At 63.8% G+C, this 15,036-nt stretch carries 11 protein-coding genes and 1 riboswitch; of the genes, 8 read left to right on the forward strand and 3 right to left on the reverse strand.

Annotated features, from left to right (window positions below; translation table 11 throughout):
* Nucleotides 1–15: 15 nt before the first annotated feature.
* A complete protein-coding gene (locus K3136_RS10335; RefSeq protein WP_221430235.1) occupies nt 16–702 on the reverse strand; it encodes a type 1 glutamine amidotransferase domain-containing protein in 687 nt (228 codons plus the stop codon).
* 250 nt (nt 703–952) lie between these two features.
* Here K3136_RS10335 and K3136_RS10340 point away from each other — a divergent pair, with 250 nt between their 5' ends.
* The 6 genes from K3136_RS10340 (at nt 953) to K3136_RS10365 (ending at nt 10,676) form a co-directional block, all read left to right on the forward strand.
* Complete coding sequence (locus K3136_RS10340) at nt 953–1,582, forward strand: TetR family transcriptional regulator (protein ID WP_221430236.1); 630 nt, start codon at nt 953–955, stop codon at nt 1,580–1,582.
* Nucleotides 1,579–3,264 carry an MFS transporter gene (locus tag K3136_RS10345; RefSeq protein WP_221430237.1) on the forward strand — a complete coding sequence of 562 codons (1,686 nt, stop codon included), beginning with the start codon at nt 1,579–1,581 and terminating at the stop codon, nt 3,262–3,264. Before K3136_RS10340 ends, K3136_RS10345 begins: the two co-directional genes overlap by 4 nt.
* Entirely contained in the window at nt 3,261–4,370 is a 1,110-nt protein-coding gene (locus K3136_RS10350; RefSeq protein WP_221430238.1) for an HlyD family secretion protein, read from the forward strand. The genes K3136_RS10345 and K3136_RS10350 overlap by 4 nt, the downstream gene beginning before the upstream one ends.
* Before the next feature lie 2 nt (nt 4,371–4,372).
* Complete coding sequence (locus K3136_RS10355) at nt 4,373–5,743, forward strand: efflux transporter outer membrane subunit (RefSeq protein ID WP_221430239.1); 1,371 nt, start codon at nt 4,373–4,375, stop codon at nt 5,741–5,743.
* Between the two features lie 340 nt (nt 5,744–6,083).
* On the forward strand, nt 6,084–8,930 hold the full coding sequence (locus K3136_RS10360) for a M10 family metallopeptidase C-terminal domain-containing protein (RefSeq protein ID WP_221430240.1): 2,847 nt from the start codon (nt 6,084–6,086) through the stop codon (nt 8,928–8,930).
* 120 nt (nt 8,931–9,050) lie between these two features.
* Nucleotides 9,051–10,676, forward strand: a complete 1,626-nt coding sequence (locus tag K3136_RS10365) for a calcium-binding protein (RefSeq protein ID WP_221430241.1) — start codon at nt 9,051–9,053, stop codon at nt 10,674–10,676.
* A 13-nt stretch (nt 10,677–10,689) separates the two neighbouring features.
* Here K3136_RS10365 and K3136_RS10370 read toward each other — a convergent pair whose 3' ends face one another.
* Complete coding sequence (locus K3136_RS10370) at nt 10,690–11,376, reverse strand: DUF6445 family protein (protein WP_221430242.1); 687 nt, start codon at nt 11,374–11,376, stop codon at nt 10,690–10,692.
* An 85-nt stretch (nt 11,377–11,461) separates the two neighbouring features.
* Nucleotides 11,462–11,570, forward strand: a riboswitch (TPP riboswitch).
* Between the two features lie 34 nt (nt 11,571–11,604).
* Between K3136_RS10370 and thiC the strand changes: the two genes are divergently transcribed.
* Both thiC and K3136_RS10380 read left to right on the forward strand, forming a co-directional pair.
* Nucleotides 11,605–13,506, forward strand: coding sequence for a phosphomethylpyrimidine synthase ThiC (gene thiC, locus K3136_RS10375; protein ID WP_221430243.1), 1,902 nt, complete (start codon nt 11,605–11,607; stop codon nt 13,504–13,506).
* A gap of 490 nt (nt 13,507–13,996) precedes the next feature.
* Nucleotides 13,997–14,668, forward strand: a complete 672-nt coding sequence (locus K3136_RS10380) for a hypothetical protein (RefSeq protein WP_221430244.1) — start codon at nt 13,997–13,999, stop codon at nt 14,666–14,668.
* 125 nt (nt 14,669–14,793) lie between these two features.
* On the opposite strand, the gene K3136_RS10385 is transcribed toward K3136_RS10380, so the two are convergent.
* Entirely contained in the window at nt 14,794–14,982 is a 189-nt protein-coding gene (locus K3136_RS10385) for a hypothetical protein (RefSeq protein ID WP_221432347.1), read from the reverse strand.
* Nucleotides 14,983–15,036: the final 54 nt, after the last annotated feature.

The following is a 15,036-nucleotide window of genomic DNA, read 5'->3' on the forward strand; positions in this document are numbered from 1 at the left end:
TCACGGCCGGGCAGTTCACTCCGCGCGGGCGAGCGCTTCGAGCAATTTTTCCGCAGCCGGCTCGCTCGAAGGCGGATTCTGGCCGGTAATCAGCAGGCCATCCTGCACGACATAGGGTTCGAATACACCGTCCTTGGAAAACTCGCCGCCCTGCTCCTTCAGCACGTCCTCGAGCAGGAAGGGCACGACGTCGGTCAGGCCAACCGCTTCTTCCTCCTCGTTGGTGAAGCCGGTGACCTTCCGGCCCTTCACGATCGGGTCCCCTTCAGGCGTGGCGACATTCTTGAGCACGGCAGGGGCATGGCAAACGAGCGCCACCGGCTTGTCCGCCGAAAGCGCGCCTTCGATGATAGCTTTGGATTCGGCGCTTTCGGCCAGGTCCCACAGCGGACCGTGGCCGCCCGGGTAGAACACCCCGTCGAACTTGGAGACGTCGATATCGGCAAGCTTGTGGGTCGATGCGAGGTGGGCCTGCGCTTCCTCGTCATCCTTGAACCGCTTGGTCGCATCGGTCTGCGCGTCGGGCTCGTCGGACTTGGGGTCGAGCGGGGGCTGTCCGCCGGCCGGGCTTGCCAGCGTGATGTCGTGGCCCGCATCCTTGAGCACATAATAGGGCGCCGCAAATTCCTCGAGCCAGAAACCGGTCTTCTTGCCGGTATCGCCCAGTTTGTCGTGGCTGGTGAGAACCATGAGGATTTTCATGCGCGTAGTCCTTTTATCGAGGGAATTGCGCCCGTCGCAATCGAAGCGGGCTTCGTGATGTGAACACGCCAGCGGCAGTTCGGTTTCGAAACGCAATTTTCCCTATCGTGCGGAACCCTTCGCGTGACGGTGTTTATCCAAGGAGAATGGGTCGCTCCGCGCGGTTGGCAGCAGGCCCATGTCGATTTATTCAACAGGCATTGAATAATCTGACGCCGGGCCTTATGTTGCAACGCACAAGGAGCGGTGAATGGCTGAGCGACGCGGGCGGGGACGCCCCAAGGATACCGATACCGACACCAGTGCGGCGATATCTCGCGCCGCGCTGCAGCGCTTTGCCGCGCAGGGTTTCGAGGCCACCTCGCTGCGCGAGATCGCCGGCGATGCCGGGGTCGACGTTGCCCTGATTTCCTATCGCTTTGGCGGAAAGCAGGGCTTGTGGAAGGATATCGTCTCGCAGGCCGGAGCCGACCTGCGCGAGGCGCTCGAACAGGCTCCCGGCAATAGCGACGAGGCAAGCGCGCAGCAGCGGCTCGGCCATTCGGCCCGCGCGTTTCTCGCCTACCTCCTCGACCGGCCCGAGGTCCCCCGCCTGCTGCTGCGCGATATCACCATCGACAGCGACCGCTCGCAATGGCTGCTCGAAACGCTTTCGCTGCCGCTGCACCGGCACTTCATCGATCTGGCTCAGGCGGCGGCTGAGGAGCGGGGTGACGCACCCGCGCATCTCGAGTTCCGCGTGGCGAATTTCATCTACTCCGCCGCCAGCACCGTCGCCCGGCGCGAACGCCTCGGCAAGCTGGTCGGCGGCATGGAAGACGATGCGCAGTTTGCAGCCGCGCTGGAAGAGGTTCTCGTCGAGGGAGAGCTTATGCCGTGACCGAACGCGATACCCTCGTCGACCATGTGGGCGGCTATCGGTTCAAGCCGCACGAGATGCCGATCCTCCCCGGCTCTCCGGCCAATCCCGATCACCCTCCTGCGCGCCGCGCGGCCTATCTCGCCATCGGTGTCTTTATGGCGCTGGTGGGCGGTGCGCAAAACGGCTTTCTGCTCGCCAATTCCCCGGCGCTACAGGCCGAGTTTGCGCTGACCCCGGTCGAGGCTGGCTGGCTGACGGTGGCCTTCTACTCGACCTATGCCACGATGAGCATGCTGCTGTTCCGCGTGCGCCAGGAATTCGGCATCCAGCCTTTCGTGCGCTGGGCCATGGCGGGACTGGTCGCGGCCAATTTCGTGCAAATGATCGGTCCCGGCTACTATCCCGAACTCGCCGCGCGTGCGGTTGCGGGCATCACGGCCAGCGGGTTGTCGGCGCTCGCCATCTATTACCTCATGCAGGGCCTGCCCCCCGCCATGCGCGTCGGCGGGCTGGTCATCTCGCTCGGCCTGACACAGGTCGCTTTCCCGCTGACCCGTGCGCTGTCGCCAGCGCTGCTGGTCGATGGTGACATCAGCCATATCTTCCAGTTCCAGTTCGCGCTTTCCTTGCTCGGCCTGGGGATGGTCTACTGGCTGCGCCTGCCGCCGGGCATCCGCAAGCAGACCTTCGAGAAGCTCGATATCCCGAGCATCGCCCTGTTTGTCGTCGGTGTCGCCGCGCTCTGCGCCTTCCTCATCCAGGGCCGCATCCAGTGGTGGGACACGCCGTGGCTCGGCTACGCGCTGGCCGCCAGCATCCTCGCGCTGGGCGGGTGCTTCCTGATCGAGGCCAACCGCAAGAGCCCCATGCTCGACCTCAGCTGGCTGTCGAGCCGCTCCATCCTCGCGCTCGCGCTGATCGGGGCGACGGTGCGCATCCTTGTTGCCGAACAGGGCTTTGGGGCGAGCGGGATGTTCACCGCGCTGGGTTACGGCAACGAGCAGCTGACAGGCTATTTCTGGGTGCTTGCCGGTGCGACATTCGGCGGCATGGCGCTGTCGGTTGTGCGGCTGGACCCCAAGGACCTCACCCGGCCCGTGCTCTTCGCGATTCTCGTCATCTGCATCGCCGCCTTTGCCGATACGCGCACCGGCGTAATGACGCGGCCGCAGGACCTCTACCTCACGCAGGCCGCCATCGCCTTCGCGGCGGTCTTCGCGATGGGGCCGATCATGATGGAGGGCATGCTGCGCGCGCTCGCGGCAGGTCAGAGCTACGTCATCAGCTTCATCGCGATATTTTCGCTCTCGCAATCGATCGGCGGCCTTGCGGGAATTTCCTTGCTCTCCGCCTTCCATACCGTGCGGTTGAAGACGCACCTCATCGACGCGGGCAGTACTCTCACGCTCGCCAACCAGCAGCTCGGCCAGGCTCTCGGCAATGCCGCACAGCGCGCCGCGCCGCTCCAGGGCGATCCTGCGCTCCAGCAACAGGCCGCCGCCGCGAGCGTCTCGCAGGAAGTCGGCCGCGAGGCCGCAGTGCTCGCCTTCAACGATGTTTTCTTCCTCATCGGCACGCTGTCGGCGGTGACGTTCGCCTTCGTCTTCGTGCCGTGGCTCATCAACAAGATCCGCGGGCGCAACCCGCTCGCCAAGGAACTGGCCTTCATGGAGGCCATGCTCGCAAGGACCAGACAATGACCGACCCGAACCCTTCGAAAACCGAAACCATGACCGAAGACGCGCCCGCGCCTGAGCAGGAAACCGGGTGGTCGCCCAATCCCTCGCGCCGCCGCATCGTGGTGGCTGTCGGAGCGATCCTGATCGGCGTGCTCGTGGCGCTGTTTGCCTGGGGCCTGCCACCTTTCGCAGGCGGCGACGAGACAACGAACAACGCCTATGTCCGCGGGCGCACCACGGTCGTCAGCCCGCAGGTTGCAGGCTACCTCGTCGATGTGCCGGTGGTGGACTTCCAGCGCGTGGAGAAGGGCGATCTGCTCGCCCGGATCGACGATGCACCCTACCAGCAAAAGCTCCAGCAGGGCGCGGCCAACACGGCAGCGCAGCAAGCCACGCTGGCCAACAGCGCACAGAGCCTGCGCTCGGCTCAGGCGCAGCTCGAAGCGCAGGATGCCGCCGTAGCTGCCGCCCGCGCGGGGCTGCAGAAAGCGCAGGCCGACATGAACCGCATCGCCGAACTGGTCGATGAAGGCTCGGTGTCCTTACGCGAACGCGACCAGGCCCGTGCAGCGCTGCAACAGGCTCAGGCGGGCGTGAGGCAGGCGCAGGCGCAGCGCGCCATCGCGGCGGAAAACGTGCGCTCGGTCACCGTCGGGCGCGGCGCGCTCGAAGCGCAGGTGGCTGGCGCCGAGGCGACCAAAGGCCTCGCCGAGTTCGAGCTTTCCCGCACCGAGATCCGCGCGCCGCGGGCCGGACGCCTGAGCGAGGTCAGCGCGCGCGTGGGTCAGCTGGTCACTGCCGGGACCCAGCTCATGTATATCGTGCCCGACGATTTGTGGGTGGTCGCCAATTTCAAGGAAACGCAAACCGCGAACATGGCGGTCGGCCAGCGCGCCACGCTGGAGATCGATGCGCTGGGCGGCGTGGAACTCACCGGCCGCGTGCAGAGCATCGCGCCGGCGGCCAGCAGCGAATTCAGCCTCGTGAAGCCCGACACGGGAGCAGGCAATTTCGTGAAGGTGCCGCAGCGCATCGCCGTGCGCATCGTGCTCGACAAGGGGCAGGAGGCGGCAAGGCGGCTCGGCCCGGGCATGTCGGTTATCGCCACCGTCCATACGGAGGATTGATCGTGAAGCGCATATCGTTTGCCCTTTTGGCCACCACCGCGCTTGCCCTCTCCGCCTGCGCACCCGCGCTGCAGGAGGCCCCGATCGGTAGCGCCGTCGCCCCGCCGACCGAATGGCGCACAGACCTCGGTGTGACCGCCCCCATCGAGCGTGACTGGTGGGACGCTTTCGGCGACCCGCAGCTCTCGGTCCTTGTCGAAAAGGCGCGGTCCAACAATGCGGACCTGCAGGTCGCCGCAGCCCGCGTCGAAGAGGCGCGCGCGACCGAACGGGGCTCCAGAGGCTACCTCCTGCCTTCGGTGGGTGCGGGCGTAGAAGGCGGGGTCCGGCGCGAGGTTTCCCCCTTCGGGCAGGCGCAGACGTCCGTCGCTGCGCAGCCTGCCTTTCGCGCTTCCTACGAAGTGGATCTGTTCGGCAAGAACGCCGCCCGCATCGATGCCGCCGAGGCGGGTGTCGCTGCCAGCGCTGCGGGCGCGGAGGCGGCGCGGCTGTCGGTGAGCGCGGCAACCGCTACCGGCTACATCACCCTGCTGGCGCTCGACCGGCGGCTCTCGGTGCTGGAAGAAACGCTGGCCAAGCGGCAGGAGGCGGTGAAATTCGCCCGCGACCGGGCCGAGGTCGGCTATACTTCGCAGCTTCCCCTCAGGCAGGCCGAAGCCGAGTACCAGGCCACCGCGCAGCTCGTCCCGCAATTGAAGGCGCAGATCGCGCGGCAGGAAAACGCGCTTTCGGTGCTGACCGGCGAACTGCCGGGCGCGATCACGCGCGGCGGGACATTGGAGGATTTGCGCAGGCCACCTGCACCTGCGACCCTGCCGTCCGAGCTGCTGCGCCGTCGTCCCGATGTGGCAGCGGCGGAATATCGCATCGCCGCGGCCGACGCGAAAATGCGCATGGCGCGCGCCGACTTCATGCCCTCGATAGATTTGGGCGCAGCGGCGGGGCTGGTGCTATCCGACCTGCTCGCCGATCCCGTGGGCGTCTGGTCGCTGGGCGGCAGCATCCTTGCCCCGATCTTCCAGGGCGGCAAGCTGCAGGCGCAGCTCGACGGAGCCACGGCGCAGCGGGACCAGGCAGCTTGGGCTTACCGCTCCACCGTGCTCAATGCGTTCAGGGAGGTCGAAGACCGCATGGCGGTGCTCGCCAACCTGCAGGACCAGGAAGCTGCGCTCGAAGCCCAGCAACTGGCCGTGGCCGACGCGTTGCGCCATGCGCGTAACCGGTACCGCGCGGGCTACACACCCTATATCGAGCAGGTCGATGCACAGCGCGCCCTGCTTGGCGTGGAACTGGCGCTGATCCAGGTAAGGGCCGATGAGCTAACTACAGTGATCGGACTCTACCAGGCTGTGGGTGGATCGCCCGAGTCATAGAACGCACAGAGCAGGTGGTTCAGGGACGGGTGACAGCTTTGGGGCCGGTTTCTGCCTGTCGAAAGACGCGATCTCTTGGCCGGTAAGCTTCGCACCAATCATTCAAAAGCGATTCGCGAATCCTAACCCGCGTATTAACCCAGGGCGGCGGCTCAATTCCCTGTTAACCATAAGTTGACGCAAATGCGTGAAAAATAATGCATTTTTGGCCCGTTTTCGGTGTTTTCGTAGGGGGTCGTTAAGAATTTGGAGGCAAAAGCGACAGTGACGAAAACCATAGCTGGGGGGTGAATCCGCAAGGGGCGGAAAAGCCGAACGGCCACGGGGACGGACTGGACAAATGGTACAGGTTAAAGAGCACAAGCCCTTCACGCCCGAGACGGTCGAACCGACCGGCGGCAACGGCCGTGGTAATGGCGGCGGCAACGGTGGCGGCAATGGCGGCGGTAACGGCGGCGGCAATGGCGGCGGTAACGGCGGCGGCAACGGCAACGGCAACGGCAACGGCGGCGTTAACGGCAATGGCTCGACCAACGGCAACGGCTCCACCAACGGCAATGGTGGCGGCAACGGCGGCGGCAATGGCAATGGCGGCGGCAACGGAAACGGCAATGGCAACACAGCCACCGTCGACGTAACCGCTGGCGACATCTCCACCACCGCGACCCTGGCGGCTGGCGAGACGGTTTCCGACATCATCGACACCCGCGGCGACCAGGACTGGTATCGCGTCGAGCTGACTGCCGGCACCACCTACCAGTTCGGCACTGCCGAAGGTGCAGTCTCGCCGCTGAGCGACAGTGTGATCGCCATCTATGATGCCAACGGCAATCTGATTACCGGCAATGACGATGCCAACGGCTCGCTCCAGGCGAGCCTGCTCTACACGGCAGAGACCGACGGCGTCTTCTATATCGCGGTGTCGGGCTACACCGACCTGACCGGTTCCTTCGATCTCACGATGACCGAAGTAAATCTCAACGATACCTTCGGAGCCGACGCGGCCACGGCTGGCACCATCGCGATCGGCCAGACGATCTCAGACCAGCTCGACTTTACCGGCGACCAGGACTGGTATGCCTTCGATATCACCTCGACGCAGGCGATCACCTTCTCGACAGCGGCAGGTGTGGGCGCAGGCGCCGGCGATACGGTCATCACGATCTACGATGCGGCGGGCAATGTCCTTGCCTCGAACGACGACAACGGCACCGACTTCTATTCGACGCTCGAATTCGCAGCTTCGGCTGGCACCTATTACGTAGCCGTCAGCGGTTACCAGGACAGCGTGTCGGGCAGCTACGCGCTGACCGCCGACCTCAGCCGCGAAGCGGGCGACGGCGATGTCTCGCAGATGGCCGAATACATCGCTTCGACCTGGTTTGCCGACATGGGCGCAAACGGTGCGATCTGGTCGCTCGACGCGACGCGCACGATCACCTTCGACCTCAGCGGGCTCGATGCGGGCATGCAGGACGCCGTGCGCGACGCGCTCGGCGCATGGGGCGATGCGGCAGGCATCACCTTTGTCGAGCAAGTCGGCGGCGCGCTGACCTTTGCGGACGGCGCTTCGACCGAAACGCTGGTCAACAGCGCAGGCGGCGAAATCCTTTCGGCCCTCGTGTCGCTCAATGCCGCTACGATGGGTACGGGCGACGCTGTCTACCAGGCGATCATGCACGAGATCGGCCACGCGCTGGGCCTCGGTCATGCGGGCAGCTATGCCAATGGCGATGCGGTCTCCTACACTGCGGCCGACCTGATCTTTGCCAATGACAGCAGCGCGTGGTCGGTGATGTCGGGCTTCAGCAATGCCACGAACGAGCTGTTCGCAGCCAGCGGCTTCTCCAACGTCGCCGCGATTACGCCGATGATGGCCGATGTTGCCGCAATCCAGCTGCTTTACGGCGCACCGTCGAACACCCGTACGGGCGACGACACCTATGGCTTCGGAAGCACGGCAGGCGCCCTGTTCGATGCATCGGTCCACGGCAATGCGGCCTATACCATCGTCGATAGCGCGGGCGTCGATACGCTCGATTATTCGCAGTTCGGCGCGGACCAGGTGATCTCGCTGTTCGCGGGTAATTTCATGAACATCGGCGGCCTTGTCGGCAATGTCGCGATCGCAGCCGGCACCGTCATCGAGAACGCCATCGGCGGCTCGGGCAACGACACGATCGGCGGCAACTACCAGGCCAACGTGCTGCAGGGCCTTGCCGGGAACGACATCATCAGCGGCTGGCTGGGCGACGACACCGTCGATGGCGGTGACGGCGACGACTGGCTCTATGGCAATGACGGCAACGACACGCTGACCGCTGCTGGCGGCTTCAACCGCATGTTCGGCGGCCTCGGCGACGACGTCCTGCTGGGCGGTGTCGAATTCGACAAGCTGTTCGGCGGCGAAGGTAACGACCAGATGTTCGGCGGCGCAGGCGATGACCTCATGATGGGCGGCAATGGCGTCAACTATCTCGAGGGCGGCATCGGCAACGACCGCATGCTCGGCGGCGCGCACGCCGACACGATGCTGGGCGGCGACGGCTGGGACAAGCTGCGCGGCGGCGACGGCGACGATGTGCTGATGGGTGAGGGCGGCAACGACCAGATCACCGGCGGCCTCGGCAACGACATCCTCGACGGCGGCTTCGGCTTCGACTTCCTCAATGGCAAGGAAGGCAATGACACGCTGATCGGCTTCAATGGCGAAGACCTCCTGATCGGCGGCGCGGGCGATGACATCATCGACGGCGGCCGTCATGCCGACCGCATCGTCGGCGGTATCGGTTCGGATATGCTGACCGGCGGCGAAGATGCAGACACCTTCGTGTTCGACAATTACGACGGCGTCGACACGATCACCGACTTCGAAAGCGGTGTCGACGTGATCGAGCTGGCGCGTCCGGCCTTCACCGAAGTGCGCTTCGGCACGCTGTACGAATCGGCCTTCGTCGCGGGGACCGAGGCGCAGGACGTCAGCGACCGCATCATCTACGACCAGGCTACCGGCAATATCTATTACGATGCCGACGGCAGCGGCGCAGGCGAGAAGGTCCTGTTCGCACAGGTCGCCGCCGGCACGATCCTGTCGGCCAGCGACTTCTATGCGACCGGCAACTCGCCGACCTTCGCAGACGCTCCGAAGGTCGATCCGCTGCTCGGCGCGGACGCTGTTATCGTGTGATCGAGCCCAGACGTGGGGGCTCTTGAGCCGGAAGGGGCGACGGGAAACCGTCGCCCTTTTTCGTGATACATTGCCCGTTCACCGGCGACTTGGAATGCTCTGACTTCAAAGGAGCGCACCATGACAAAGACAACGACGCACCAGGAAATTCTCGGCACCGACTTTGCCGACAACATCTTCGGCACCTTCTACGCCGATGACATCTATGCCTTCGACGGCGCCGACAATGTGAGCGGCGGGGGCGGGGCCGACCTGATCGATGGCGGTGCGGGCGATGACCTGATCTTCGGCGATAGTGGCAGCGACCTGCTGTATGGCGGCACCGGCGCGGACGAGATCTATGGCGGTGATGGCTGGGACCTGATCCTGGGCGAGGACGGTGACGACGACCTGTTCGGCGGCAATGGCAGCGACGTGCTGCGCGGCGGCTGGGGCTGGGACCGGCTGGCAGGCCAGGCGGGTGACGACTTCCTTTATGGCGAGGCGGGCGACGATATCCTCGTCGGCGGCGACGGCTGGGACGACCTGCTCGGCGGTGAGGGCAATGATACGCTGATCGGCGGCACGGGCGAAGACTATCTCGCGGGCGGCCTCGGCGCCGATGACATGTTCGGCGGAGACGGCGATGACCTCATCTTCGGCGGCGGCAATGACGACACCATGTACGGCGGCGCCGATTCCGATGCGCTGTTCGGCGATGGCGGCAATGACACGCTCTACGGCGACACGGGCGACGACATCCTGACCGGCGGCTGGGGGCACGACATTCTCGAAGGCGGCGCGGGCAATGACGACCTCGATGGCGGCACGGGTGCCGACAGCCTCTATGGCGGCGATGGCGACGACATCATCTTCGGCGGGGCCGGAAACGACTGGATCGTCGGCTTCACCGGCGCGGACGAAATCGACGGCGGCGACGGTGCGGACGAAATCTACGCAGGCGCGGATGCCGACACCGTGTTCGGCGGCTGGGGCAACGACATCATCTTCGGCGAGGCGCAGGACGACGCGCTCGAAGGCGAGGGCGGCAACGACCGGATCGATGGCGGCTCGGGCGACGACGTGATCGGTGGCGGCAATGGCGCGGACTTCCTCGTCGGTGGTTCGGGCTTCGACCTCATCTACGGCGATTCCGCCCGCGATGCGCTCTACGGCGGCTACGGCGACGACACGCTCTATGGCGGGGAGGGCGACGACAGCCTGTTCGGCGAGGAGCAGAACGACACGCTCTATGGCGAATTCGGCAATGATTTCGTCTCCGGGGGCAATGGCGACGATATCCTGTTCGGCCAGTACGGAAATGACCGGCTCATCGGCGGCGCGGGCAATGACCTGATCATCGGCGGCCGCGGCAATGACGAGATGACCGGCAATGGCGGCTTCGACACCTTCTTCTACGGCGGCGTGCCGATCGGCGGTGAGAGCGACACGATCACCGACTTCACCAGCGGTGAGGACACGATTGAATTCGACGCAGCCGCTTTCGGCTTTGCTGCGGGCGGCGAACTCGACCTTTCGGCTTTCCAGCTTGGCACCAGCGCCGACGATGCCGACGACCGCTTCATCTACGACCAGGCGAGCGGGGACCTGTTCTTCGATGCCGACGGGAATGGGGCAGGTGCGCAGTTGCTGATCGCCAACCTCGGTGCAGGAACCGCCTTCGCGGCGGACGACATCTATCTTTACGAACCGGCCAAGGCGGCCGGGGCGGAGATGCTGGCGAGCGCGGACATGATGCTACTTTGATCCGTGCGGGACGTCAGCGCCCGCGCAGGAACATGTTGATCGTCAACCGCCCTGTGGCCGGGTCCTGCGTCAGCTCATCCGGCCTCGGGATCACGCCCGAGTGCAACAGCCTTCCGCGATACAGAACGAGCCTGTCGGGCCTCGCCTCGACCTCGCCGATCAGTTCGTAGCGGTCCCCGTCGCCGTACCAGTAGGCCTTGTCCGGCATGCCGTATTCGCGCTCGTCTTCGCCAAGGCCCGCATCATAGGCCGGCTCGCGCGCATCTGTAATCGTTTCGAAGCCGGTGCGGCGATGGCGATAGAAGGCGGTCCCGCCGGTCTCGGGCCCGAGCAGGTAGAACATGATCGCGACCAGCTCGTCGCTGGCATGGTCGTAATGCGGAATGCGCTGGAGCGGCGAGAGTTCTTCGGGGGCGCGCGTGACCAGCGAGAATGTCGAGACTTCAAGGCTCACGCCCTTCCTGAAACCGAACACCTGCTGCAGCGCCTGGAACATGAGGTCGCGCCGCCGGTCGAGGAAATCGGGTTCCGCCCATGCGCGAAGGCCCGGATAGGACGCACCCGCCGCCTGGTATTCGGCCGAGCGGCCCCTCTCCAGCAAGCGGTCCACATCGCCGCTGAAATTGTCGATGACGACTACCGGCTCGCGCTCGCGTCCGAAGCGGTGAACTGTGATCTCGGGCTGGTCGGGGGCTTGCATCGCGCGGAGGCTGCCCGCTCAGCCGCCTCGCGTCAATGATTGCAGGATCGTGGCTGGACCGCTTCGCGCAAAACGCCTAGACAGCACCGCATCCCCGGGGAGCCAGCGTTGGCTGAGAGGGAGGTCTCGCACCCTCCGACCCGTCGAACCTGAACCGATTAGCATCGGCGGAGGGAGTGGAGCGGCGCCAGTAAACCGCTCGACCTCCGCCTTATGGAGAGAGCACGCATGGCCGACATCAACAGCAAATTCGACATCGGCGTCACCACCGGTCCCATTCGCGGCAGCCGCAAGGTCCATGTCGGCGCGAAGTCGGGCAGCGGCGTGCAGGTCGCCATGCGCGAGATCGACCTCGAGGGCGGCGAGCCGAGCGTGCGGGTCTATGACACCTCCGGCCCCTACACCGATCCCGATGCGACCATCGACATCCGCAAGGGTCTCGAACAGAAGCGCCGCGAATGGATCCTCGCCCGCGGCGATGTCGAGGAATACGATGCGCGCGAAGTGAAGCCCGAAGACAACGGCCAGCTCGGTCCCGACCGTTCGGGCGGTGTCCCCGGCTTCCCGAACGTGGCTAAGAAGGTGCTGCGCGCCAAGGCCGGCATGAACGTCAGCCAGATGCACTACGCCCGCCGCGGCATCATCACGCCCGAAATGGAATATGTGGCGGAACGTGAGAATTTGGGCCGCGAAATGCTGCGCGAGGAAGCCGCCCGCCTCACCGCGCGCAACGACGGTCAGCCTTGGGGCGCCGAGCTGCCCGATTACGTCACCCCCGAATTCGTGCGTGACGAGGTGGCGAGGGGCCGCGCGATCATCCCCAACAACATAAACCACCCCGAAACCGAACCCATGGCGATCGGGCGCAACTTCCTCGTCAAGATCAACGCCAATATCGGCAACTCCGCCGTGGCATCCGACGTGGCGAGCGAGGTCGACAAGATGGTCTGGTCGATCCGCTGGGGCGCGGACACCGTCATGGACCTTTCGACGGGCCGCAACATCCACGACACGCGCGAATGGATCATCCGCAACTCGCCCGTCCCCATCGGCACCGTGCCGATCTACCAGGCGCTGGAAAAGGTCGGCGGCATTGCCGAGGACCTGACCTGGGAAATCTTCCGCGACACGCTGATCGAACAGGCCGAACAGGGCGTCGACTATTTCACCATCCATGCCGGCGTGCGCCTGCCCTATGTGCCCATGACCGCCAAGCGCGTCACCGGCATCGTCAGCCGCGGCGGCTCGATCATGGCGAAATGGTGCCTCGCGCATCACAAGGAGAGCTTCCTCTACGAACGCTTCGACGAGATCACCGAGATCATGAAGGCCTATGACATCGCCTATTCGCTGGGCGACGGCCTGCGCCCCGGCAGTATCGCCGACGCCAACGACGAAGCCCAGTTCGCCGAGCTCTACACGCTGGGCGAACTCACCAAGCGCGCCTGGGAACAGGACGTGCAGGTGATGATCGAAGGCCCCGGCCACGTGCCGATGCACAAGATCAAGGAGAACATGGACAAGCAGCTGGAAGCGTGCGGCGAAGCGCCCTTCTACACGCTCGGCCCCCTCGTCACCGATATCGCGCCGGGGTACGACCACATCACCAGCGGCATCGGCGCGGCGCAGATCGGCTGGTACGGCACCGCCATGCTCTGTTACGTCACGCCCAAGGAACACCTCGGCCTGCCCGACCGCGACGATGTGAAAGTGGGCGTGGTGACCTACAAGCTCGCCGCCCACGCCGCCGATCTTGCCAAGGGCCACCCGGCCGCCAAGGTCCGCGACGATGCGCTGTCGAAAGCCCGCTTCGAATTCCGCTGGCGCGACCAGTTCAACCTCAGCCTCGACCCCGACACGGCCGAGCAATATCACGACCAGACCCTTCCCGCAGAAGGCGCCAAGACCGCCCACTTCTGCTCCATGTGCGGCCCGAAATTCTGCTCGATGAAGATCACGCAGGAAGTGCGCGACTTCGCGGCAAAGCAGAACTCGGACAGCTACCTCGCGAGCGAGAACATCAAGCGCGAGACCGGCGCGGACGAACGCGAGGTGGCGCAGGAAGGCATGGAGGAAATGGCCGAGAAATACCGCGAAGGCGGCGATCTCTATATGCCGAAGTCTGAGTAATTTGAGCACGGCTCGTCGGCTGAAAAATTTTATATGCGAGGAGGCTCATTTCGTGACCGCTTGTATGTACCTAAGTCCCCCATTGGTGGTTGCGGAAAAAAGTGGAGTGTTGCCCGTGGTCGTCGCTGACACTTTGGCCACCCTTGTCGATCCTCAAACTCGAAAACCTATCCTTGGATCGGAGACGACACCGGCAAGATTTGAAGCTGCTGAGCCCGGCTCTACCAGTCGTGTACATCTAGTGCGAAAGCTAAACGTCCATGAGCGGTTTGCTTGGGCATGCGCTGGGGATGGTGAAAATATCGCGCGACTTCGAAAAGAAATAATCCATCAATCAGCAGATTTGACCGAACTTGAGAGACCAATGCGGAGACTCGGGGATATCGTTAACTCACTTGGGGTCGTGAGTTTGGTTGGTGCTCATGTTCGGGGTGGGGAAATCAATGTCGTAACGCCAAACATCGATAGGAGGCATCACCGGAACATTGGCATGTACGAAGCCACCGGGTCAGGGGCGGCGGATCTCACAGCTAAGGTTGAGGGCTATGCTAACGATTTAGACCATGAGGATTGGACCTACGTATCCCCATTCTACAAAACAGCAGGTCTCGTTGCAGCTTTGAATGGAACTAGGCTGGCTGAAGAAATTGTGGGGCAGCACCGAAATAGTTGGGGCGGCTATTTGGAATGGGCGTTTTATACACCAGAAGGATGGAGGCGGGGGCCAAGGACCCTGAACCTTTTTCGCTTTTTGGAGGCAGACGAAGGTAAGATTATCGGTGGTGGCAATGTAGCCAAATGCATCATGTACGAACCCGGACACGATTCGGGGCGGATCCTGTCGACGGCCCCAGAAGCCTTTCGCGAATTTATCTTGTCCCCGGCTCAAGAAGCTGGTGAGAAACCTTTTGACGTGGAAGAATTTGATTGGTCAAAATGGACGCCCGAGTGGGTAAATCTGACGATAGTGTGCAAGGTTCACGACAAGGTTAGAGATGGTAAGCATCTTCACACCTATTTATCGCGATCTCTGGATATGACCGAAATCGAAGAAAAGTTTGAGTTCAGCTATAAAGATGGCATCGTGCGATGGATTTTCGATGAGAATTGGAGCCGTGATCTTAACGCAAGCCTTGAGGCAGGTTTGTCGAGGTTCGAATAAGTAAAGTGAGGCAGTAACTCCTTAGAAGGTTTCATTTTTTCGTCTTGAGATGGCAAAACGCATAGCAGACACGGACTGAGGAAAGCCCGATATTCGGAGGCTGCAATGCCCATACAGGACGTGAGCTAACCCGCAGGAACCAGCTTCTCCACCAGCGCCCTGAGCTCGCTCGGCGTGGTGTGGCCGGCGACGATCTCGCGATAGCCGATGCCTGCCTTGCGGGCATTTCGTCCTACCGCTGCGCTGCTTGAGGACCAACTTCCTTCTTCACCGGCGCAGCGCTGGCCTTCGTTGTGACCGACTTCTTGCGACACGCGCGACCCTGCCCCCACGTCACTCAAACAACATAGGCCCCTGTTGAAATCCGG

Origin of the sequence: Qipengyuania gelatinilytica (assembly GCF_019711315.1) — a bacterium.
In the GTDB taxonomy this organism is placed as follows: Bacteria; Pseudomonadota; Alphaproteobacteria; order Sphingomonadales; family Sphingomonadaceae; genus Qipengyuania; species Qipengyuania gelatinilytica.

What these genes read in the sequence shown, in the direction of transcription:
- K3136_RS10335 (WP_221430235.1), bottom strand. Translation starts at nt 702, where the DNA reads ATGAAAATCCTCATGGTTCTCACCAGCCACGACAAACTGGGCGATACC.
- K3136_RS10340 (WP_221430236.1), top strand. Translation starts at nt 953, where the DNA reads ATGGCTGAGCGACGCGGGCGGGGACGCCCCAAGGATACCGATACCGAC.
- K3136_RS10350 (WP_221430238.1), top strand. Translation starts at nt 3,261, where the DNA reads ATGACCGACCCGAACCCTTCGAAAACCGAAACCATGACCGAAGACGCG.
- K3136_RS10360 (WP_221430240.1), top strand. Translation starts at nt 6,084, where the DNA reads ATGGTACAGGTTAAAGAGCACAAGCCCTTCACGCCCGAGACGGTCGAA.
- K3136_RS10365 (WP_221430241.1), top strand. Translation starts at nt 9,051, where the DNA reads ATGACAAAGACAACGACGCACCAGGAAATTCTCGGCACCGACTTTGCC.
- K3136_RS10370 (WP_221430242.1), bottom strand. Translation starts at nt 11,376, where the DNA reads ATGCAAGCCCCCGACCAGCCCGAGATCACAGTTCACCGCTTCGGACGC.
- thiC (WP_221430243.1), top strand. Translation starts at nt 11,605, where the DNA reads ATGGCCGACATCAACAGCAAATTCGACATCGGCGTCACCACCGGTCCC.
- K3136_RS10380 (WP_221430244.1), top strand. Translation starts at nt 13,997, where the DNA reads ATGTACGAAGCCACCGGGTCAGGGGCGGCGGATCTCACAGCTAAGGTT.